We start from the raw sequence: 20967 nt of genomic DNA on the forward strand, positions 1-20967 counted from the left end.
GAAGCTGCAGCATGGCATTGGAGTTTGTTCGCCTCGCTGGCTGTGCGCTGCACCTGGCAGGGCCCCGGCGGATCGACGGCCGCATCGCCGAATAGTGCGCGCCCAATCGAGTTCTGGCGTGGAAGGGCCTTTCTCAATCGTGCGGATCGCTCGCGCCAGACGATCTCGCCGCACCTGCACCTCAAAATCAAGGGAGCTGAGCAGATCGATCGTTCTCTTGTTGCCGGCGCGCACGCGTCTCCGAATCTTGTCGAAGCCAATGAATACGCCGCCGATCTGCGGCGAGCACCCTCGAGGCCTGCTAGAATTAGTAGGTTCCCCGCTCTCAGCGAAGTGAGTAGAGCCATTTTGCGAGACACGCGTCGTGCAACAAGGCCAGACCCACGTGAATAAATGCTTGTTAGTTCGGCCTGTCCCTGAACGCAAACCCAAACTGGCCACTAGGCCGGCCCACTGCTTTTGCGCGACAACGCGAAGTACGGCCGGGATAGCAGAATCTCGATCCAGTTGGGTTTTGACCCCGCTGCGCCGCATCTCTGTTGCACTGGCCCTGGTTGGCTGCCCGTGACGGGAAGCGCCGGGGGCGACGATCCCGCCTCGTGCCACGACACCACGGCGAAGGCCAGTGGCACGGACGCGCGCAGCGCTGGCACGCCAAGTCCCCTATCGTCCATCGAGCACCGCCTGCCGCCAGATTCTACCACCCCACAGACGCTCGAGCTGCCCGGGCGAACGCTTGGTTTCATCGCGACTGCGGGCTCGATCCGCGTGTTCGGCGACAAGGGCGAGCCGCAGGCGGACATCGCCTACACCTCCTATCAGCTCGGCGGCACAGATCGTGCCAGGCGTCCAGTCACATTCCTCTTCAATGGCGGCCCGGGCGCGGCCTCGGCTTGGCTGCAATATGGCAGCGCCGGGCCATGGCGGTTGCCGATCGATGCGGAGTTCGTCACGCCGTCGGCGTCGCCGGAGATCAGGCCCAACGCCGAGACCTGGCTGGATTTTACCGACCTCGTCTTCATTGATCCCGTCGGCACCGGCTATAGCCGTTTCGCAGCGACGGACGACGATGTGAGCAAGCAATTCTATTCAGTCGACGGCGATGCCTGTTCAATCGCGCTGGTGATCCGCCGCTGGCTCGAGAGGCACGAGCGGCTCTCCTCGCCGAAATATGTCGCGGGCGAAAGCTATGGCGGCATTCGCGGACCGAAGGTCGTGCGCAATCTGCAGATGCGGCAGGGCGTTGGCGTGAAGGGTCTGATCTTGATCTCGCCGCTGTTCGACTACAGCGAGTTCACAGGCAGGAGCCTTCTGAAATATGTTGCGACGCTGCCAAGCTATGTCGCGGTGGCCCGTAAAGCCAAGGGCGAGGGCAAGGGAGCGGTCAGTCGAGCCGACATCGCCGACGTGGAAGATTACGCACGTGGCGAATTCCTAGCCGACCTCGTCAAGGGCAAGGCCGACGAGGAGGCCACAAGCCGTCTCGCCGACAAGGTTGCCGGCTTGATCGGCATAGACCGGGCCATCAGCCGACGGCTTGCCGGGCGCCTTGACGTCGGCGAATTCTGCCGCGAGTTCGATCGCGAGAGCGGCAACGTGACCGGCCGTTATGACGCATCCGTGCGCGGCCTTGATCCCTATCCGGATTCCGATGTCCACCGCTTCGGCGACCCCTCGGCCGATGCACTGCGGGCGCCGCTGACGAGTGCCGCAGTCGAGGTCCTGACCCGCAAGCTCAACTGGCGGCCGGACGGCTCCTATGAACTGGCCAACAGCGCGGTAATTGGGGCGTGGGATTTCGGCCACGGCAGCTCTCCAGAATCGCTCTCGGACCTGCGCCAGATCCTTGCGACGGACGCGACAATGAATGTGCTGATTGGACATGGCCTTTTCGATATTGCGACGCCCTATTTCGGCTCGAAGATGGCGCTCGATCAGTTGCCCCCCTTTGCCTCGGCACCGCGAGTCAAACTCGTGGTCTATCCGGGCGGACACATGTTCTATTCACGCGACTCCTCGCGCCGTGCCTTTCGCGCAGAGATCGAAGCGATCATGAAGTACTAGCACACCTAGCTGCCGCGGACATCGTAGCGCCATATGAAGGGAGCTGTCCGTGATCATGACGCGCGGCGGCGTGCCGGCGGATTTCAAGAGCTTCTTCATGAGCCGCTCCTCCGCGCGCGAGTCCCTTCGGCGCTGTATCAGGACGGCGAGAACAAAGCCCCTGGTCGACAGCGCGCCAAGAGCCATAGTTTCCCTGCCAGTCATGCGAACCACGCCTGAAAAACGCAGCCCTTCACGACCCGCTCAAGCCACCAATATATTTTTGCCGTCTCGTGCGCTGCGGGATACCCACCGCGCAAATCATGTAATTGTCCTCGATGCGCCTGTGCAATCGCACAATTCGTCATTTCAAGATGCCACCGGCTCGGAAAGCCGGTTTCATGTATCATCACCGGACGTTCATCTTGCCCCCACATCTTTGCGGCGCCGTGACATAACTGATCGGGTCGCCACAAGACCGTTGTGACCCTTGATGCAGGCCGCTCGGAGCAGTTGGCGCGGATCGCAGAGGTTATATGAGAGGGAGAAATCCCTGCGCGCCCTTCCTCGGCGGAAACAGCATCGGCCTGCGTTAAGCGTGCTGAACGGTATAACTAGGAAGCCAGATATTTCGGGTCTAGAATTGTTGCCTCGGGTCTTGACTGTGCTTTTTGGCCATGAGCATTTTGAACGCAGAAGGCCATCGCCGATCATTATTGTCGGTTGGCTTTTTTAACGAGAAGCAGATGCTGGTTGGGGTGCCCTATCTGGTAATTGGCGTCTGCGGATCGCAGCTTGGCTTGTGATAAACTGGCTCATCTAGCGGGCCGTATCGCGTGGGGGCGTCAATGCATGATTGGAAGAGCGAACTCGATGCGCTTGTCGCTGAAACCACGGCATTCGCCAGATCGCTGAAGGTGGAGATCGAGCGGCCTCAGCCGAACGAAGCCGTCGCGCAGGGTACCTCCAGCGGACCTGACTATGGCGGCAGCGAACGCGATGAGATCAAGAAGCGCGTCGAGAGTTTCAAAGCGCATCAAGAGCGCTACATGCGCGAGCGCGAGGAATATGCCGATTCCTTGCTGCGACGGATCAAGCCGATCACGAAGCGCTAGAGAGCTCGTTGGAAGTTCAGCAGCCCGTACAGCCCCTTGAGTTATGCAAGTCACGCAACACGGGCTCTCAAACGTGAAGATGGGTGAACTTTCCGCCCGTTTCGATCGCTGGTAAGCTCACCATATGCTTCGGGGCGGACGCGAACTCATTCCGGACCGCGAAAGCTTTCAAGCCCGATCGATTGTTCGGTTGCAGGTTTCCACCGAACATCTAGCCGATCGCGCTGGAAAACTGCCTTTGTTTCTACAACAGCACGAGTTCTGCTCCGAGCTCGGGGTGCCACCACGGTTGAGCTTCTTCGGAGGCGATCGCCGGACGCACTGCGATCGGGTCTTTGCCATTGACTAGGATCAAAACACCAAGTGAGAATCTTCTATCTTCAGCAAGAGTAAAAGGAGGCTAGAGGTCTCATGGCCAATCTTCCGACTATTGGTGTGCTTGCACTTGCCATTCTCGTTGACTCTGGATCCCCTTCGGTCGCCGCTCCGCGGGGGCACATTCCGCCGGCTCGGCAGGACATTTATTGCCTGCAGGGACGTAGCTGGGGATATCCGGGCAATTGCCAGTTCTCGACCTATGACCAGTGCATGGCCACTGCATCCGGCACTTACGCTTATTGCGGTATGAATCCGATCTACGCGTTCCAGCGACAGAGAGGACAATTGCGCTGATGTATGATCGTCAAGCGTGATCGACGTATCCCTCCGTTGCTCGTGTAGATCGGTCTTCCATCAAGGCTGAGAAGACGTTGGAGTCCGCATGATCGGACGTCCTTTGTGCGAATGCGCTCGCGATGCCGCCGTGCCGGGTCGTTCGCTCGTCGATCGCAGAACTGCGGCCGCTGGTGTTCTGCGCAACATGCGGCGTCACGTTCATCGAACGCAGCTCGTTGACGAAGTGTTCTGCGTAGACTTTGTCGGCATCAAGCTTGATCGCTGTCGACCGGTCGGCATGAGGCTCGATCATGTGCAGGGCCGCCACCCTTTCGGCATGCCCGTGGGCCAGTGTCAGGCAGGCATCACAGCAGGCCGTGGCGGTTCGAGATCAGCCCGTGCCCGATGAAGCACAGCTTTGTATCTTTGCCTTTACCGTTGCGGTAGAGCCTGGCACCGAATCAGAGGTCGAACCATGGGTGTCGTTCGAGCGTTTCTGGCCATGGAAGCTCGCTTCCGCATTGCGCCCGCCGCCCTGAGCCGGCGGCTCGCCAGAACCGTCCTTCGGCTTGATGCTCTTTATCGAGGCCCAAGCCTCGATCAGCGTGCCATCTTCCGAGAAGTGATCGCTCCACGCGGCGTCCCATCGGACGCCGCGTCGCGATTCGCAGTTCGTTTACTGGTGCGTGCCGTAGCGGTTGCCAGTGTTCACGTTTCTATAGCTGCCGCCTCGATGAGAAGACCCTAGACCGCCCGAATAGTGCCCTCCATGGCTCGATGTATGATAGCCACCACCGTAGGAGACGCGCCCTCCGCCCCCGTGTCCACCCCTGGCATGGGCAACTGATATTGAGCAAAGGAGAACAAACGAGAGCAGCGCAACATTTTTCAACATGATCTTTCCCCCTAAGTTGAATAAGGCGAATCTCTCCCAAAGTAGCACCGATAGGGCAATGCTACTTTGGCCAACCCCGGGATTCCCCGGACTATTGATTTGCCGCGGTGGTTGATGTTGTATCGTGCTTGGGTCTGGGGGTGAGTTATGCGTAAATTAGGTATTGCGGTGCTGTGCACCGCATTAGGTGGCTGCGTCACCAGCGCCGAAACTGTTCAGTTTCGGCCATCCAATCCACAACAGCAGGCACTTATGCGAGATGGGCAACCGGCCCTAGTCTCTCGTCAGAAGGCTTCGCTTATTCTCGTCCGCCCCGCCTCTAGGCAGGTGCGAGCGAACGGACGACCAGTCTTCGTTGTTGCAATAAACAACCTCAGCAAGGGCCCCGTAGATTTCCGGGTATCCCAAGTGGAAGCCACCCAGCATGCGGGCGGGTCCGACTATGGGATGCAGGTCGTCACCTACGAGATGCTGGTCCAAGAGGAAAAGAACCGGCAGGTCGCAGCGGCAATCTTCACAGGCTTAGCCGCGGCAGGAAACGCCTACAGCGCGTCGCAAGCTGGTTACGGCCACTACACGGCCCCAAGCGGACGGACAGGGACATTCTATAGCCCAACGGCGGCCGTCATCGCGCAGAGCAATGCGAGCGCGCAGAACGAAGCCATGATCGCTTCCACCGTCGAGGCTGGGCAACGCAATATGGCGGTCCTTGAGCAGTCAATCATCAAGGACAACACGCTCATGCCCGGTGAGTGGTACGGAGGGCAATTGCATCTCGCGCCACCAGTTGCCAGTGAGTCCGGAGGACCGAAGACTTACACCATCGTCATTACTGTTGGCACTGATCGGCACGTGATCGATATCGCTCAAGGACCGGCTGGAGCTTGAGGGCCCGGACCAATCGGCATCCTGGCGCGTTTCCGGATTTGCTGATCCGCATTGCAAATCGAGCTTGTGCTTAGATCAGAATGCTCATTAAGCTGATTTCTTCAGGTGGCAGTTGGCTTCGAAGGTCACTTGCCAAGTTTACAGGCCGTCGTGCGATTTCGAGCGCTATCGTGCTTGTCTTTGGAACTTGGCTTCCGTGCAATGGCGCCGAAATAGCCATCCACCCTCTTGGCGAATTCACCTTCATCGAAGTGTCGGGCGACCTCGAAGGCGGAGACGCTCGTCTCTTCGCGGAAAGGACAGCCAATGTACCAAAAGCCATCGTAACGCTCCTAAGCGACGGTGGCAGCCTTCTAGCTGGGATCGGGATCGGCGAAACTATCCGATCGAAGGGGTTCGCGACCTTAGTGCCTGCTAACAGCCGTTGTGCATCGGCGTGCGCTCTTGCGTGGCTTGGTGGGATTCCACGATATATGGCGACAAATGCTCAAGTTGGGTTTCACGCGGCCTACGATGGCTCCTCCGGGAACGAGACCGGTGTGGGAAATGCAATCTTGGGAGCTTACGTCAACAAACTTGGCCTGTCGTACTCGGCAGTAATTTATATCACGCAAGCATCACCTGCATCGATGACTTGGTTGAGCGCAGACGATGCAAAGAAGAACGACATTGATGTGAAAATCCTTGAACCGTCCAATACAAGTTCAGGCTACGGCGCCCCACAGATAGGTCCGTCACATTCACCGTCCTCGCTCCGCGCCAAGGTCGGTGAATTCGTAAGCCTCTTGTTCGCCGTATGGTCCGGCCCTAACGACAAAGTCGCCGCCATTCTTCCGCGGCTGTACGGCGCACATGTCCTCTTCTACGGTCGTAATCTCTCGGATGACGAGGTCCTCGCGGACAAGATGAAATCAATAAATCGCTGGCCCCAGCGCCTATATAAGTTGCGTGAAGGATCACTTGCTGTCGAATGCAACGAGGCGGTCGGTGCGTGTAAAGCAAGTGGGATCGTGGATTGGGTGGTTCGTAGTCCTGCACGGAATGCGCAAGGCGGCGGCGCGAGCAGCTTTGAATACACTTTCGAAATGAGCGATGGACCGTTGCGGATTACAGCGGAAGGCGGAAGCGTAATCAGCAGGCTGCCCACCACTGTCATCCGTTAGGTCATAATCACCCGTTTCATTCAACCGACGAAGTCGCGCGCGCGCCCGCAACGCAAATAAGAGGGCCGAAGCCCTCTTTTCAACGTTAGTACCGACGATAGCCCCGATGGTAGCCGTAGCCGCGACGTACGTAGGGGCGGCGGACGACGTAAACCCCACGCCGATACACGGGCCTTGTGCGGACGCAACCGCGCGGACCGCAGACCACTGCAACGCTCTCGACGTTCGAAGACTGGAACTGTCCCAAAGGGACGAGCGGCAACGCTGAAGCGGCTCCGGTCGAAATTGCTGCGCCACCTAAAGTCGCCAATGCGAGAAACGCCAATTTAATTCTCATCTGGTTTCTCCCGTTGATTGTAGTCGCCGCAGGCACAGCATAGAGGTCCCTTTCTGAACGACGTATGAGCGCGAAGACTGAATCGCGGTAATAAAGCGGCGACTGAAGCGTCGGCTCTTGCTTCGACCGCGAACATCTCTGCGACAATTGGTCTTTAGTTCTTCGTCAGTGGCTTCTTCGGCTGCTCGGCGACTGCCTCAACATCAATCCCGGGCAGTTCGCCCGTGCGGTCCTTCAGATCGGCTGCACGCTGGATCAAACCGGACGCAACCTGCGGGTCCTTTGTTGTTTTTGCCATGCGCAGCAGCGTTGCTGCGGCCTCTCGGGCAAAGGAGGTGTAGCGCGGCACGTCTTTCATCCTAGCGAAGTCCCATTGAGATGAGTCAGGAACCCGGATTGCGTTCCGGTGCTTTGTACAAAAATGTACACAGGCACAAAGAGGCCTTAGCTCCAGGGCTGGCGGCAAGCCGAGGCCTTGTGTCGGCGTCACGTTGTCGAGGCGCGATCTGGAAGGATCAACTTAGCTCCTGCAAGACGGGCATCGTGGGCGGCGGCTCCGGAGCAGCAACAGCGGGCGCTTCGGGCGTCATTCTTCGCTCGCAGGCAACAAGCCCACCAAGGCCTTCGCTTCTGATTTCAGAGCATCGACTGCGGTCTTGCGCGCGTCAGCATCGAACCGCGTTCTGATCGCTGACAGTGAGAGGGCTCCCCTCAGCTTGCCATGCACGTCGACCAAGGGCACGGCTGCAGCAGCAACCTCCGGATCCCGCTCGCCGATCGAAACGTAAAAGCCGCGATCGCGGATCTTCTTCCCCGCCGGATCAGATGACTCGCGGTAGGCGGTGAGAACCCGGCCCGCGGCGCCGCGATCGATAGGCAACCGCTGACCCTCTTCAAGGTGGTGTCGAACCGAACGTGGAGAATTGACGCGGTAAAGACAGATGCGTTCATCGCCATCCGCGACATAGAAGGACGCGGTTTCCCCGGTTGCTTCGACCAGTCGGCGGAGCGCCGGCCGGATCACTTCACCGAGGTCCAGGCCGCGTTGATAGAGCGCGCCGAGCCGCCACAGCTCCGGTCCCGGCCGAAACAACCGGTCCGGACCCCGAACCAGGAAACCGTCGGCTTCCAGCGAAGCGGCCAGCCGCAGCACCGTGCTCTTATAGAGGTCGGTTGCGACAGCAATTTCGGTGAGCGTCATCGCGGTGCGTTCCGCGCCGAAGGCTTTCAGAATCGCGAGAGCCCTGCCAACGGCGTCAACGCCAGTCTTGCCCATATCTGCTCCGGTTCTATGGAATAGAACTCTTATCGTCGATGCAAGGTGGAATCCATCGTTATCGTGCGGAGTAGTTCTGACCCACAGAATATGGTTGACCGGTCCGTCTCATGCGGCTACTGATTTCACACCACAGAATAAGTTCTACGGAGCGAAACTATGGAAGGGCAGCCAGCGCTTGCCGTTGATTTGCGCGAGGTGATGATCCGTTTTGGCGCCTTCACCGCCGTCGAGAGCATGAACCTCCAGGTCGGCGATACGGAGTTCGTCGCGGTCGTGGGACCGACGGGGTGCGGCAAGTCCACAATCCTGAACACTGTCACGGGGCTTCTGAGGCCCGCGTCGGGGGAGGTTCGCATCTTCGGCAAGCCGCTCGCCGGACTGAATGACCAGTCAGGCTACATGCTCCAGCAGGAAGGGCTGCTGCCGTGGAAGACCGCGCAGGACAATATGGGCCTCGGGTTGGTGTTCCAGGGCAAGTCGGTCGAAGCCGCGCGTGCCGAAGCGCGGCCCTGGCTTGCGAAGGTCGGCCTCAAAGGGTTCGAGGAGCGCTATCCACATCAGCTCTCGGGCGGGCAGCGCAAGCGCGTCGCAATGGCGCAGACGCTGATCATGGAGCCGAGAATCGTCCTGATGGACGAGCCGTTCTCGGCGCTCGACGTTCACACCCGCAGGCTCATGCACCGCATCCTGCTCGACCTTTGGCAGGCCGAGCGCCGCTCACTGATCTTCATCACTCACGATCTCGACGAGGCGATCACGCTGGCTGACCGCGTGGTCGTGATGTCTTCGGGGCCCGGGAGCCGGATGGTGGGCGATGTCAAGATCACCCTGCCGCGTCCGCGGGATGTCTCCGCGCTGCAGACCACGGACGAATTCGTCGCCCTCTATCGCGAAATCTGGTCGCTGCTCGGCGCTGAAGTGGAGAAGAGCTATGCCACGCAGAACTAAGGTCGCCGTCACGCAGGCCGCCATCATCCTTGCGCTCCTCCTGATCTGGGAGCTCGGAGTGAGGTCGGAAGTCATCGACTCGTTCTTCTTCCCTGCGCCGTCGACTCTGGTCCAGCGGATAAGGGAATGGATGTCCACCGGCGATTTCTGGACCGATGTCGGCATCACGCTGGTCGAGACGATCCTGTCCTTTGTCGCTGGGATTGCGATCGGCACCGCGCTCGGAATCTGGCTCGGCCTTAGCCCGTTCGCTGCTGACGTCGTTCAGCCCTTCATCAAGATGTTCAACGCAATCCCGCGCATCCTGCTGGGGCCAATCTTCGTCATCTGGTTCGGCCTTGGGCTGACCTCCAAGGTCGCGCTCGGTGTGACGCTGGTGCTGTTTGTCGCCTTCTTCAATACCTTCCAGGGCGTGCGCGAGGTCAATCCGGTCGTGCTCGCAAATGCGCGGCTTTTGCGGGCCTCGAAATCCTCGTTGTTGCGCCACGTCTATCTGCCGTCCGCTACGACTTGGATCCTGTCGAGCCTGCGAGTGTCCGTCGGCATGGCGGTCATGGGGGCTGTCGTGGCCGAGTACCTCGGCTCGTCCGCAGGTCTTGGCCATCTGATCGCGCAGGCCGAAGGCGTGCTCGACGCAACCGGCGTGTTCGCCGGAATCATCGTCTTGTCCGCATTCGTCATTGCTCTCGACGCGGTCGTCGACCGTGCGGAGAAACGGCTCCTGGTCTGGCGGCCAGCGCCCGCTCACGAAACCTGAACTGATGCATCGTCAATTATGGAGATCCACATGCGCGCGTTGATGCGAGTCATCCTGAGCGTGGCGGCTATCGGCCTCGGCCTCTCGTCGGCTTGTGCCGCCGAACCGGAGAAGGCGACACTGAAGATTGCTGTCGGCTCCCAGATCCTCAACTATATGCCGCTCGAACTCGGGGTGAAGCTCGGCAACTTCAAGGAAGAAGGCCTCGATGTCACCGTTGAGAACTTCCAGGCAGGCGGGTCGAAGGCGCTGCAGGCCCTGATCGGCGGCTCGGTCGATGGCACCGTGGGATTCTATGACCACACGATCCAGATGCAGGCGCAGGGCAAGGCGATTTCCTGCGTCTTCCTGCTCAACGATATCCCCGGGGTTCTTCTCGGGGTACGCAACGATCTCGCTTACAAGGTGAAGAACGGCGCCGACCTGAAGGGTCTGAAGCTCGGCATCACGGCGCCCGGCTCATCGACGGACACGATGGCGCGCTACTACATCAAGAAGTCCGGCCTGGGACCGCGCGACGTCAATATCATCGCGGTCGGGAGTGGCGCGCCGGGCATGGTGGCGCTCGAAGCCAAGAACATCGACGCGCTGGTCTATTTCGATCCCATCGCCACGCTGCTGGCGCGGAAGAATACGGCCAAGCCCCTGTTCGATGCGCGCACGGTGGAAGGCTCCCAGGTCGCCTTTGGAGGCGTCTATCCGACGGCGTGCCTTTACCTGCAGCAATCGTTCATCGACAAGAATCCGGAGACCGTGCAGCGCCTGGTCAATGCCTTGCTGAAGACCCACCGCTGGATCAACTCGGCGTCGACCGAGCAACTCGTCGATGCAATTCCGCCCGGGTACAAGACGGACAACCGCGAGGTGAACATCGAGATTCTGAAGGCCTCGAAGGCGCTGTTTTCCCAGACCGGCCTCATGGACGCCGAAGCGGCCAAGGTTCCGCTCGCGGTGCTGAGTGATTTCGACCCGAAGATTGCGGCGGCCAACATCGATCTCGGCAAGACCTTCACCAATCGTTTTGCCGAACATGCAGCCAAGTTGCCGAAATAAGTCCGGGTGTTGGCCGCGCGTCTCAAGGAAGGCTTTGTCAGATGTCTCTGCCGCTCTCCGGCATCCGCGTCCTCGACCTGTCTAATGTCTTGGCAGGTCCGTTCTGCGGCTACCATCTTGCGCGCCTCGGCGCGGAGGTCATCAAGGTTGAAAACCCGAACGGCGGTGATCTTGCCCGCCGGCTCGGCGCCGATCCGGAAAGGGCAGAGCGTCTGCAAGGCCTCTCTTTCGTGGCCGTCAATGCCAGCAAGCAATCCGTCGCGCTCGACCTGAAGTCGCAACCGGGTAAGGAGGTATTTCTGCGGCTCGTCTCCGAGGCCGATGTCGTTCTCGAAAACTTCCGACCCAAGGTGATGGAGCGGCTTGGTCTCGACTTCGACATCTTGAGCAAGCGCAATCCACGCCTCGTCTATTGCGCGATCTCGGGCTTTGGGCAGAGCGGCCCGTGGTCCGGCCGGCCGGCGTACGATCAAATTGTCCAGGGCCTTTCAGGTGCGATGAGTGTGACGGGCGATGCGGCCACGGCGCCGCTGCGGACCGGCTTCCCGATCTCCGACACCATCGCCGGATTGACGGCCGCCTTTGCCATCGCCGCCGCGCTCGTCGAGCAGCGGCATACGAAGCGCGGCCGTTTCATCGACGTCTCGCTGCTCGAGGCGACCATCGCGGCGATGGGATGGGTAGTATCCAATCATCTGAACGCCGGCGTCGAGCCGCAGCCGATGGGCAACGAGAACTTCACCGCCGCGCCGTCAGGCACTTTTCGGACCGCTACGGGTCCCCTGAATATCGCCGCCAACGAGCAAAAGCAGTACCAGACCCTTTGCGACCTGATCGGCCGGCAAGATCTGAAAGCGGACCCGCGTTTTGCAAAGCGCGAGGCGCGCAAGTTGAACCGCGCGTCGCTGACCGAGGAGCTCAACGCGGCCTTGAACTCCAGGCCGGCAGAGGAATGGGAGATGCTGCTGAATGCCGCGGGTGTTCCTGCCGGCTGTGTGCTGACCGTTCCCCAAATTCTGCAGCAGCCGCATGTGTTGGATCGTAACTTCGTGGAGAGGTTACCTGCTGAAAGGGCAGGTGAGCCGTCCTTGCGGGTCACGCGCCCAGGTTTTCTGCTGGACGAAGAGTTTCCCGTCCCATCGCGGCCGCCGACCCTCGGTGCCGACACTGAACGATGGTTGGCGCGGCTTGGCTACACCGCTCAGGAGGCTGAGCAGTTGATCTCCAGTGGCGTGGTCGGGACGCCACGCCAGGGCGAGGCACACTTTCCGCAGGTTCGCGCCGCAACCGATGGCGCTGCGTGAAGCAGTTGCATGCAAGTGGTGGCCAGTTCGGCCACCAGCCAATTTGGATTGGAAAAGCAGAATGAGCGAAACAGAGCTGCGAGAACAGGCTGCCCATTGGTGGCGAACCTCCATATGCGATATCGCCCCAGGGCGGATCGCTTATCGCGGATACCCGATTGAGGACTTGATCGGGCAGATTTCGTTCCCCGCCATGATCTGGCTGATGCTGCGGGGCGAATTGCCTCTACCTGCGCAGGAGAAACTGTTGCAAGCTGCGCTCGTCGCCTCCGTCGATCACGGTCCGCACGCGCCATCGATTGCAATCGCCCAGATGGCGGTCAGTTGCGGGCTGCCGCTCAATGGTGCGATGGCGTCTGCTATTAACACGCTCGACGACGTGCATGGCGGAGCCGGAGAGCAGGCGATCGAGCTGTACGAGGACGTCCTGCGACGCAGCGAGACCGCGGAAACCGACCGAGCCGCCAATGATGCCATCGACCGGTTCATCGCCATACGCAGCAAATATCTGCCTGGCTTCGGTCATCGCTTCCATCCCGTCGATCCGCGTGCCGCACCGCTGCTGGCCCTCGTCGATGCTGCCGTGGGTGAAGGCGTGGTCAGTGGCCACTACGCCAGCGCCGCGCGCGCGATCGAGCGCGTCATGCAGCGGCGCAAGGGCAAGCTCATCCCGATGAACATCGATGGCGCGACCGCGGTGATCTATGGCGAGTTGGGATTTGCCGCGCCGCTCGCGCGTGGCATCTTCTGCCTGTCGCGCGCGGTCGGCATCCTGGCACATGCCTGGGAGCAGACCGGACGCAAGGACCGCAACAAGGGACCCATGCCCAAGCAGTTCGCCTACAAATATGAGGGGCAGCCGAAGCGAAGGTTGACCGGCGCGCCATGATGTATCTCGATGGGCCACCACAGGTCATCGAAACGCGCGTCTGGGCGACCATGCCGGCCGAATTTCGCAGGCCCGGCGTCCGCTCGGATTGGGCCGACGCCAACCGCGGCGGCAAGCCGGTCGATTGCTTCATCGAAGGGCCATCGTTCGACGCGTCCGGAAATCTCTATGTGGTCGATATTCCCTTCGGCCGCATCTTCAGAATTGCAACGGATGGCGCCTGGTCCCTGATCATCGAGTATGACGGTTGGCCAAACGGACTGAAGATCGCGCCGGACGGCCGCATTCTGGTCGCCGACTACATGAATGGCCTGATGGAGCTGGATGCACGGCGCGGCACGGTCCGGACCCTGCTTGGTCATCGCATTTCCGAGTCCTTCAAGGGCTGCAACGACCTGCATATCTCGTCGATCGGCGACATCTACTTTACCGACCAAGGCCAGACCGGGTTACACGATCCAACCGGCCGCGTATTTCGCCTGCGTCCCGATGGACGGCTGGATTGCCTGATCTCGAATGGGCCAAGCCCGAATGGTCTCGTGCTCGACCCCCACGAAACCGCGCTGTTCGTGGCAATGACGCGTGACAACAGCGTCTGGCGGGTGCCGCTCGTGCGCGATGGAGGAGTCGCCAAGGTCGGCAGGTTCAGCGTGTTCTTCGGGATAAGCGGTCCAGACGGGCTGACCATGGACGCGAATGGGCGACTATTCGTTGCGCATGCCTCGCTCGGTCATGTCTTCGTGCTGGCGCCCAACGGTGAATGTATCGCGCGCGTCAAATCCTGCGCTGGCCCAACCTGCACGAATGTCGCATTGGGTCCAAATGGCGCTCTGTTCACCACAGAATCATCTACCGGCTCCATATTGATCGCCGACACTAATGGTCTCTAAGACAGATTGATTGCCAGCACCCGAGGAGGACTAGCCTGCTCGGTCCGTTCGGGAGAGGCGGCCCTGTCCACCTATCGCGACGGCCGGGAGGGGTGTCGGGCGCTGCTCACGGACGTCAACCCGGGTGATGGCATCACGGGTTGGGAGCTGGCCCGGCGGGTCAGGGAGATCACGCCCGGCTTTCCCGTGATTTACATGACGAGCGCCAGCGCCCCGGATTGGAAATCGCAGGGCGTTGACGGTAGCGTCCTGATCGAGAAGCCCTTTGCGCCAGCGCAATTGGCTGCCGCCGTGTCGCAGCTGCTCGATACGGCGGCTTAGCCGGGTTGAATCCCTGTTCGCGCCTGCAACGCCGGCTATGCGTTGGGCCTGGATGCGGCCGCTGCGCGAGCCGCTGCTACCGCCATCCAGTCCCGCAGCAGGTCTCTGTCCTCCTTCGAAAAGGATGCGCGCCGCTTGAGATCTTCCAAGGTCTCGCCGGGATGGCATCGCTCGAAATCCTCACGGATGAGCGACTCGAGGTAGATTCGATCTTCGGTGCCTGAAACGAAATGCTGGCGCGAATCGGTCCTCATGGTCGTTCCTCGGCGCACGCAGTCGAAGGCGGACCCGGATGCGGCACAACGGCAGGAGCGATCGTTGGTTCACGAACAGACCGGTTCGGATCGACGCTGACCGCGTCAAGGCCGCCGAGAGGCCCGTGGATCGTTGCGACCGCGGCCGCCGTGAGGACGCTCGGCTGCTGAATTCGGGTAGGGTCACTCCTGCTTCGGCATTCGCCCTTTGCCGTCGCACTTCGTGCAGCGGCCAGGAAAGATCCTGCGACCGGGTTCGGTCTCGCGCGCCGGCTGGTGCCCGGCGCCATTGCAGACGTCGCATTTGACCTCGGCGGAGCCGCCTTTCCTCATGCCTCGCCCGGGCGGGCGAAGAGTGTCGCCGGCGGCGTGGTGCGGGGCGGCGGCAGCGGCCGGGCGCTGCCGCCGGGTTTGCTCTTGGCGTCGTACCTTTTGGCCAAGTCGAGCAGCCGTCTTCGTGTGAACGGGTCCGCCTTCTCCGCCAGATCGCGCGCCCGCTGCGCGAAGCCGCTGTAGAACTCTTCCATGACGCCACCCCACAACATCACCGAAGCTGGATTTGATTGGGTGGCGCGGTTCGCGTCAAGAGCTCGCTTGTGTCGGCGCAGCGACCGGGAATAGTCTAAGCGCGGCAGGGGAAGCCAGATGTCGCTGCTACATCCAATCCGGAAGCCGTGCCCGCACTGCGGGCGGCCAATGAAGCTTGCCTGCGAGGAGGCCGCCAGAGGCGTGGAGCGCTACGTCTGCCCCGATTGCGACGACGATCCGCTGCACGATCCCGACGCCCGGAAGTGGGTGGAAGGCCCGCTGCGGCCGCCGGCCAAATAGTGATCCGGAAGAAATCAGCCTTAGCCGGTGATCCGGCCTCGCAAAGCCATAACTGGCAAATTCGTCGCGGGCGCACCAGCTTCCTAATTTAGGCGTCCAGAAGCGGGGAACGAGATGTCGACGGTTGCGAAGCTGCTTGCGCGGAAGCAGGCGCTCATGGAGCGGCTGGAGAGCGATCCCGGACCGAACGAACGAGAGGAAATCCAGGCGCTGCTCGCCCAGATCGAGACGGCGCTGAACCTGCTCGATCCGAGAGATGCGGCCGGTCCAAGCGACGAGTTAACCGAAGCCGCCGCCCGTCAGAGCGTGCTCAGATCGTCGGGCACCTCGCCGAACTTCCGGATGACCTTGGCGTCGCCGAAGTCGCCGCTGGATGGGTCTCCGGTCCGCGAGAAGGCGACCGCGCCGGCGCAGCCGGGTTTCCGCGACAGCGCTTCGGCGCGCATGACGGCGGCGTTGGCGCTCAGGCACTCCACCGCCTCGCCAGGCGCGAGCCCGTCGTCTGCCATGACGAACGGCAGTGCCACGTAGTAGGTGACGTCCATCGCTACTCCTTGCGATCGTGCGGCGCGACGTAGCGGCCGCGCGCATAACCGTTCGACACCGCGCCCTTGAGCTCGTCGACCTTGGACTCCAGGAAGTCGACCGCGACGAGCAGCGCCTTCACCGCCTCCCGGGCGTCCCCGCCGCAGGCCTCGATCGCCTGGTCGGCGGCGAACTCGAGATCGCCCTTGGCGGGCGCGAACGGTTGGGGTGCAGCGGGCATGGCGACATGTTCCCTTTTCGTTCTCGCGGAGTCAAGGGTCGGCGGCGGATTCCTCCGGCGCGGCCCGTAGGATCCGGCATGAATCTCGACCAGGCGACCCATGCCTGTCGGAACTGGCGCCCGCCGTTCGTCTTGAATCCAGGCCGCCGCGACCGGAGTTCTGCGTACATGGCCCCGCGCGCCAACTGGAAAGGCTTCCTGCGTCTGTCCCTCGTCGCCTGTCCCGTGGCGCTGTATCCGGCGACATCGGACAGCGAGAAGATCTCGTTCAACCAGCTCAATCGGCAGACCGGTCACCGCATCAAGTACCTCAAGGTCGACGCCGATACCGGCGACGAGGTGCCCAACGAAGATATCGTCAAGGGCTACCAGCTCGAGAAGGACCAGTTCATCGAGGTCACCAAGGAGGAGCTCGAGGAGATCGCGCTGGAGTCCACGCGCACCATCGAGATCGACGAGTTCGTCGACAGGACCGACATTGATCCGCGCTACCTGATCCGGCCCTACTACGTGCGTCCGGACGGCAAGGTCGGCCACGACGCCTTCGCCGTGATCCGCGAGACCATCCGCGAGATGGACAAGGTCGCGATCGGCCGTGTGGTGCTGACCAACCGCGAGCACATCATCGCGCTCGAGCCGATGGACAAGGGCCTCGTCGGCACGCTGCTGCGCTATCCTTACGAGGTGCGCAGCGAGCAGGAATACTTTGAAGAGATCCAGGACGTGAAGGTCACGAAGGACATGCTGGACCTGGCGAAGCACATCGTGAACCAGAAGGCGGGGCGGTTCGATCCGGACAAGTTCGAGGACCACTATGAGACCGCGCTCGTCGACCTCATCAACCAGAAGCGCGCGGGCAAGACGATCAGGCCGAAGGAGCGACCCAAGGGCGAGAATGTGGTCGATCTGATGGAGGCGCTGCGAAAGAGCGTGGGAAGCGCTGCGGCCGGGGCCAAGGTCCATACCAAGGCGGCCCCGAGGAAGACGGCCAAGACGCCGCGCAAGGCGGCGGCCGGCCAGAAGGAGATGCTGATGCCGATCGCCGGCAAGAAGCCGGCCAAGGAGTCCGCGGCGAAGAAGCCCGCGGCTGGTCGACAGCGGAAGTCCGCGTGAGTGGCAGACCAACGCGCGGCGGGCGCCGTCCCGCAGATTGGAAACCGAGGAGCAACGCATGACCCCACTTTTCCCAGAGGAATTGTCAGCCAGCTTCATCGACCGCAGTCCCTTCGTGGCCATAGGTGACATGACACCACCCCGAGATCCCGAGGAAGACGGAGACGACGACGACGAGGACGAAGAGGAAGGCGACGAGGACGAAGGTGCCGAAGAACCGCCGGTGGTGCGCGAGCCGGACGAAGGCTAGAGCACGATGCTCCGGGACCGGGCGGCAGCGGCAGCCTCATTCGCAGCGCGAGCCGCATCCTGCTGCGACGAATGTGACTGGCCGAGCGGTGCGCGGGATGGAACGAACCGGCCCGTCAGGCGTCGATTCCCTGCCTCTGGCACCCTACTCCCCAAAGCCCCAAGCCGGAGGAAAACCTACCACCTAGGTTGGCGGTCCTGATGCGCGCACCACTTGGCGCCAAGGACCGTTTGCGACCGACGGAGGGAGCAAATGAGCAACCACATATCCGAACGGAGGCCGCCGACCGCGGCGGAACGGGAGGCTCACAAGGTCTTTCGGAAGACGGAGGTAAAGGTGGCGCTGTCCGAGCATGAGCGCGCCCAGCAGGCCTTCCACGCCAACCGCGAGCGGCTGAAGGCAGAACGTCTGGCTCGCGAGGCGGCGGCGAATCCGGAAGCGGGACGGAAGCGCAAACCCTGAGAGATGACTTGTCGGAACGGGAATCCTACGGGGCGCCGGCCACCTGCCGTTTACGTTGTCCAGCTACGATATCGGGAGCATGGGCAACGACTACCAACCCGAGAGCGAGGCGATAGCGGCCATGAAGCTCGCGATGGCGGCCGACGGGCTGGAGCGGCAACGCTTGATCAGCTTGGCGATGGCCTGGCAGGAGCTCGCCCGCATGCGGGCGCCCCCGACGTCCGGCGGCGCCGACGAGGCGGCCTAGGCGAACTCTGGCGGGCACTCCGGACAGTTATCGCCGATCGAGTCCAGCATTTCTGCGATCGCCACGGACGCTGCCTCCACCGAGACGCCAGGCGGCGGATCCCGGCGGGCGATGTCGCAGGCGCGTTCGCGCGCATGCGGGTCGGCCAGGTCCTGCATCCAGCCGTGCTCCTCGCATTCTCGGATGGCGCCAGCCTCCTGCAGCACGGAGATCGCCCAGCCGCGCAGCGTTCGGATCGCCGGCCGTCTTTCTTTCGCCATCAGCATCGAGACCACTCCTGCCTGGACGAATCCTTCCGCCCGCCTGCTCGTTCCAGGCGCTTAGCACGGAGCAGGGATTCGCGATCGGCAGGGCTCGCGCTTGTCCACGTGTTCCGCGTACCTGTGCAAGACTTGAAGAAGCTCGCACGATGCGGCCGTAAAAAAGCCGATACATAAAATATGGCGCGGCTAGCTTCGCGGCTTCCTCTCGGGACCACGAGGGGTGAGATCGTCGCTTACGCCAGGCCACACGCGGTCGAAGAGAGCGACAAATTCATAGGGAGATACGGGAAGTTCTGGACTCTATCGGCGATACCCGTCCGGACCGTTCTCCCGAAAACCCTTGACCCGGCCGGCGTGCGTTGGGAGTCTCTCTTGAATAGCCGCGCATTCAGGGCGTCACTCGGAAATGGCTGTCTGGCGGAGGCGATGAATGAGCAATGCCCTCGTCGTTCACAAGAGTCATCTACCGAAAGCTGTCCTTGGTCTTCGGGCCGCTCAATACGTCCGAATGTCTACGGACCGGCAGCAGTATTCGATACAAAATCAGGCTGCTGTGATCGCGGCCTACGCTCACGCCCATAACTTCACGCTCGTACGGACCTATAAGGATGAGGGTGAGAGCGGACTATTGATTAAAAATAGAGCCGGTCTCCTACAATTGCTTGAGGACGTTGAAGGCGGACAGACCGACTTTGGTCATCTCCTGGTGTACGACGTAAGTCGATGGGGACGCTTCCAGGACGTCGACGAAAGCGCACACTACGAATTCATGTGTAAGCGCGCCGGCATCAAGATCGCCTATTGCGCCGAACAATTCGATAATGACGGCAGCATGCTGGCGAGCATCGTCAAAAACATCAAACGAGTGATGGCAGCCGAATACAGTCGGGAGCTGTCGGCGAAGGTATACGCAGGCCAGTGCCGATTTGCTCGCCTCGGCTACAAGCCTTGCGGCGTGGCTGGATATGGGCTGGTACGAGAGCTTGTCGACGAGAAGGATCAATCAAAGGGGGTGATGAAGAGTGGCGACCGCAAATATCTCACGACCGATCACATCCGAGTCCGGCCGGGCGATACGAAGGAGATTGCCGTCGTCAGGTGGATATTTGAACGTTTCCTGGAAGTAAAGTGTGAGACAGTTGTTGCCTGGGAGCTGAACAAAGCGAAGGTGCCCACGAGGCCAGGCAAGCCGTGGACGCGAGCGATGGTTGGTGCCATTCTTAGAGACGAAAGTTACATCGGGAATCTTGTATTCAATCGGCGGTCATGGAAGCTTCGCCAAACTCGCACGTACAATCCTCCCGAACAGTGGATCAGAAGTGAAGGTTGCATCGAACCAATCGTCGATCGCGATATCTTTCTAAGAGCCAATAAAGTCATCAGAGAGCGTCGCGTCGATCTTACCGATGAAGAGATGCTCCTGCGGTTACGCAAGACGCTGCTCAAGGAAGGACGTCTTAGCATTAACATCATCGACCGGACGCCGGGCTTGCCCTGTGTGGCGACTTGCCAAACGCATTTTGGCAGCATGCGGAATCTCTATCGGCTGCTCGGGTATACTCCGAAGCGGAACTACGAATTTCTCGACTCCCGTAGGGTTTGGTCCAAGCAGAAGACAATGCTTGCGTCTCGAATTGGTACTGCAATTAGAAAGGCCGGTGGTCGGACCAGCACAGGCGGGTGGACAGACTCAATGCGCGTGAACGGATCGACCTATATATCCGTCAGAGCAGCGCGCTGGACTCCTGGGAAGTTAGAGAGTCATTCTCCACATTGGACGATCCAGTGTGACGCACACGTACCCGCTGGATGGATCGCCGCCATCAGGCTGTCTCAGCACAATCAGGCCGTGCTTGACTACGTTCTGATGCCAACCGATGGCACTGTGAAACGGACTATCAGGTTTTCGGAGGCCGCTCGCGAACGCCGCGCAATAATGTGCTTCAAGACGCCCGATGCACTTGTTCGAGCAATCACCCGGCGACTAACCAAGAAAGCCCGTGTTTCCCGAGCCAAGTCATCGCCACCGAGCAGACGAGTGAAGTCAAGCCGCCCAAAAACCAAGAACGTCGGCGTCCGGCATTGATGGAATGCAGATACAGGAATGCTCCTAATAGCTTCCCGTAGTTCCTCCTGAAGTCTCCATTGAGCTTGGCAATCTTTGATAGGTCTGAAGACGTATCGTATTCACGGGTCACGATGCTGGCTCCCGGTGGCGGCTACCAGCACCCTATTAACCACTGTTTTG

General features: G+C 61.0%; 25 protein-coding genes and 2 pseudogenes. 18 read left to right on the forward strand and 9 right to left on the reverse strand.

Annotation, left to right across the window (positions count from 1 at the left end; translation table 11 throughout):
• The first annotated feature begins 564 nt into the window (after nt 1-564).
• Nucleotides 565-2064, forward strand: a complete 1500-nt coding sequence (locus JJC00_RS09250) for a S10 family peptidase (protein ID WP_433996498.1) — start codon at nt 565-567, stop codon at nt 2062-2064.
• 45 nt (nt 2065-2109) lie between these two features.
• Here the strand turns inward: JJC00_RS09250 and JJC00_RS09255 are convergent.
• A pseudogene (locus JJC00_RS09255) lies at nt 2110-2242 on the reverse strand (DDE-type integrase/transposase/recombinase); the annotation flags it as partial.
• Between the two features lie 649 nt (nt 2243-2891).
• Between JJC00_RS09255 and JJC00_RS09260 the strand changes: the two are divergent.
• Nucleotides 2892-3158 (forward strand): hypothetical protein, encoded by a 267-nt coding sequence (locus JJC00_RS09260; RefSeq protein ID WP_200472285.1) that lies wholly within the window; start codon nt 2892-2894, stop codon nt 3156-3158.
• Nucleotides 3159-3569: 411 nt separating this feature from the next.
• Entirely contained in the window at nt 3570-3830 is a 261-nt protein-coding gene (locus tag JJC00_RS09265; RefSeq protein ID WP_200472286.1) for a DUF3551 domain-containing protein, read from the forward strand.
• Between the two features lie 118 nt (nt 3831-3948).
• Here the strand turns inward: JJC00_RS09265 and JJC00_RS09270 are convergent.
• Nucleotides 3949-4443, reverse strand: a pseudogene (locus JJC00_RS09270) (IS5/IS1182 family transposase); the annotation flags it as partial.
• Between the two features lie 711 nt (nt 4444-5154).
• Here JJC00_RS09270 and JJC00_RS09275 point away from each other — a divergent pair.
• On the forward strand, nt 5155-5595 hold the full coding sequence (locus tag JJC00_RS09275; protein ID WP_200472287.1) for a hypothetical protein: 441 nt from the start codon (nt 5155-5157) through the stop codon (nt 5593-5595).
• Nucleotides 5596-5675: 80 nt separating this feature from the next.
• Nucleotides 5676-6758 carry a hypothetical protein gene (locus JJC00_RS09280; RefSeq protein WP_200472288.1) on the forward strand — a complete coding sequence of 361 codons (1083 nt, stop codon included), beginning with the start codon at nt 5676-5678 and terminating at the stop codon, nt 6756-6758.
• A 491-nt stretch (nt 6759-7249) separates the two neighbouring features.
• Here JJC00_RS09280 and JJC00_RS09285 read toward each other — a convergent pair whose 3' ends face one another.
• On the reverse strand, nt 7250-7453 hold the full coding sequence (locus JJC00_RS09285; RefSeq protein ID WP_200472289.1) for a hypothetical protein: 204 nt from the start codon (nt 7451-7453) through the stop codon (nt 7250-7252).
• Between the two features lie 228 nt (nt 7454-7681).
• Nucleotides 7682-8371: an IclR family transcriptional regulator gene (locus tag JJC00_RS09290; RefSeq protein WP_200472290.1), complete on the reverse strand. Its 690-nt coding sequence runs from the start codon at nt 8369-8371 to the stop codon at nt 7682-7684.
• A 159-nt stretch (nt 8372-8530) separates the two neighbouring features.
• Here JJC00_RS09290 and JJC00_RS09295 point away from each other — a divergent pair, with 159 nt between their 5' ends.
• The 7 genes from JJC00_RS09295 (at nt 8531) to JJC00_RS09325 (ending at nt 14536) form a co-directional block, all read left to right on the forward strand.
• Nucleotides 8531-9322, forward strand: coding sequence for an ABC transporter ATP-binding protein (locus JJC00_RS09295; protein ID WP_200472291.1), 792 nt, complete (start codon nt 8531-8533; stop codon nt 9320-9322).
• Nucleotides 9306-10079: an ABC transporter permease gene (locus tag JJC00_RS09300; protein ID WP_200472292.1), complete on the forward strand. Its 774-nt coding sequence runs from the start codon at nt 9306-9308 to the stop codon at nt 10077-10079. Before JJC00_RS09295 ends, JJC00_RS09300 begins: the two co-directional genes overlap by 17 nt.
• Before the next feature lie 30 nt (nt 10080-10109).
• A complete protein-coding gene (locus tag JJC00_RS09305; protein ID WP_200472293.1) occupies nt 10110-11132 on the forward strand; it encodes an ABC transporter substrate-binding protein in 1023 nt (340 codons plus the stop codon).
• A 41-nt stretch (nt 11133-11173) separates the two neighbouring features.
• Nucleotides 11174-12436 carry a CaiB/BaiF CoA transferase family protein gene (locus tag JJC00_RS09310; RefSeq protein ID WP_200472294.1) on the forward strand — a complete coding sequence of 421 codons (1263 nt, stop codon included), beginning with the start codon at nt 11174-11176 and terminating at the stop codon, nt 12434-12436.
• A 61-nt stretch (nt 12437-12497) separates the two neighbouring features.
• On the forward strand, nt 12498-13325 hold the full coding sequence (locus JJC00_RS09315; RefSeq protein WP_200474060.1) for a citryl-CoA lyase: 828 nt from the start codon (nt 12498-12500) through the stop codon (nt 13323-13325).
• Complete coding sequence (locus JJC00_RS09320; protein WP_200472295.1) at nt 13322-14215, forward strand: SMP-30/gluconolactonase/LRE family protein; 894 nt, start codon at nt 13322-13324, stop codon at nt 14213-14215. Before JJC00_RS09315 ends, JJC00_RS09320 begins: the two co-directional genes overlap by 4 nt.
• A 6-nt stretch (nt 14216-14221) precedes the next feature.
• The gene (locus JJC00_RS09325) at nt 14222-14536 is read left to right on the forward strand and encodes a response regulator (protein WP_246774153.1); all 315 of its coding nucleotides are present in this window, start codon (nt 14222-14224) and stop codon (nt 14534-14536) included.
• A gap of 35 nt (nt 14537-14571) precedes the next feature.
• Here JJC00_RS09325 and JJC00_RS09330 read toward each other — a convergent pair whose 3' ends face one another.
• Both JJC00_RS09330 and JJC00_RS09335 read right to left on the reverse strand, forming a co-directional pair.
• Nucleotides 14572-14790: a hypothetical protein gene (locus tag JJC00_RS09330; RefSeq protein ID WP_200472296.1), complete on the reverse strand. Its 219-nt coding sequence runs from the start codon at nt 14788-14790 to the stop codon at nt 14572-14574.
• A gap of 329 nt (nt 14791-15119) precedes the next feature.
• Nucleotides 15120-15317 carry a hypothetical protein gene (locus tag JJC00_RS09335; RefSeq protein ID WP_200472297.1) on the reverse strand — a complete coding sequence of 66 codons (198 nt, stop codon included), beginning with the start codon at nt 15315-15317 and terminating at the stop codon, nt 15120-15122.
• A gap of 118 nt (nt 15318-15435) precedes the next feature.
• Between JJC00_RS09335 and JJC00_RS09340 the strand changes: the two genes are divergently transcribed.
• Nucleotides 15436-15618: a hypothetical protein gene (locus JJC00_RS09340; RefSeq protein ID WP_200472298.1), complete on the forward strand. Its 183-nt coding sequence runs from the start codon at nt 15436-15438 to the stop codon at nt 15616-15618.
• Between the two features lie 299 nt (nt 15619-15917).
• Here JJC00_RS09340 and JJC00_RS38020 read toward each other — a convergent pair whose 3' ends face one another.
• On the reverse strand, nt 15918-16163 hold the full coding sequence (locus tag JJC00_RS38020; RefSeq protein WP_200495969.1) for a hypothetical protein: 246 nt from the start codon (nt 16161-16163) through the stop codon (nt 15918-15920).
• Nucleotides 16164-16165: 2 nt separating this feature from the next.
• A complete protein-coding gene (locus tag JJC00_RS09350) occupies nt 16166-16384 on the reverse strand; it encodes a hypothetical protein (RefSeq protein ID WP_200472299.1) in 219 nt (72 codons plus the stop codon).
• 168 nt (nt 16385-16552) lie between these two features.
• Between JJC00_RS09350 and JJC00_RS09355 the strand changes: the two genes are divergently transcribed.
• The 4 genes from JJC00_RS09355 (at nt 16553) to JJC00_RS09370 (ending at nt 18456) form a co-directional block, all read left to right on the forward strand.
• Nucleotides 16553-17497 (forward strand): Ku protein, encoded by a 945-nt coding sequence (locus JJC00_RS09355; RefSeq protein ID WP_200472300.1) that lies wholly within the window; start codon nt 16553-16555, stop codon nt 17495-17497.
• A 58-nt stretch (nt 17498-17555) separates the two neighbouring features.
• Nucleotides 17556-17747 carry a hypothetical protein gene (locus JJC00_RS09360; RefSeq protein WP_200472301.1) on the forward strand — a complete coding sequence of 64 codons (192 nt, stop codon included), beginning with the start codon at nt 17556-17558 and terminating at the stop codon, nt 17745-17747.
• A 252-nt stretch (nt 17748-17999) separates the two neighbouring features.
• A complete protein-coding gene (locus JJC00_RS09365; RefSeq protein WP_200472302.1) occupies nt 18000-18209 on the forward strand; it encodes a hypothetical protein in 210 nt (69 codons plus the stop codon).
• 79 nt (nt 18210-18288) lie between these two features.
• Nucleotides 18289-18456 (forward strand): hypothetical protein, encoded by a 168-nt coding sequence (locus JJC00_RS09370; RefSeq protein WP_200472303.1) that lies wholly within the window; start codon nt 18289-18291, stop codon nt 18454-18456.
• On the opposite strand, the gene JJC00_RS09375 is transcribed toward JJC00_RS09370, so the two are convergent.
• A complete protein-coding gene (locus JJC00_RS09375; protein WP_200472304.1) occupies nt 18453-18722 on the reverse strand; it encodes a hypothetical protein in 270 nt (89 codons plus the stop codon). The genes JJC00_RS09370 and JJC00_RS09375 overlap by 4 nt on opposite strands.
• A 427-nt stretch (nt 18723-19149) precedes the next feature.
• Between JJC00_RS09375 and JJC00_RS09380 the strand changes: the two genes are divergently transcribed.
• Complete coding sequence (locus tag JJC00_RS09380; RefSeq protein ID WP_200472305.1) at nt 19150-20805, forward strand: recombinase family protein; 1656 nt, start codon at nt 19150-19152, stop codon at nt 20803-20805.
• Nucleotides 20806-20967 lie beyond the last annotated feature (162 nt).

Source organism: Bradyrhizobium diazoefficiens (genome assembly GCF_016616885.1).
GTDB lineage: Bacteria > Pseudomonadota > Alphaproteobacteria > Rhizobiales > Xanthobacteraceae > Bradyrhizobium > Bradyrhizobium diazoefficiens_F.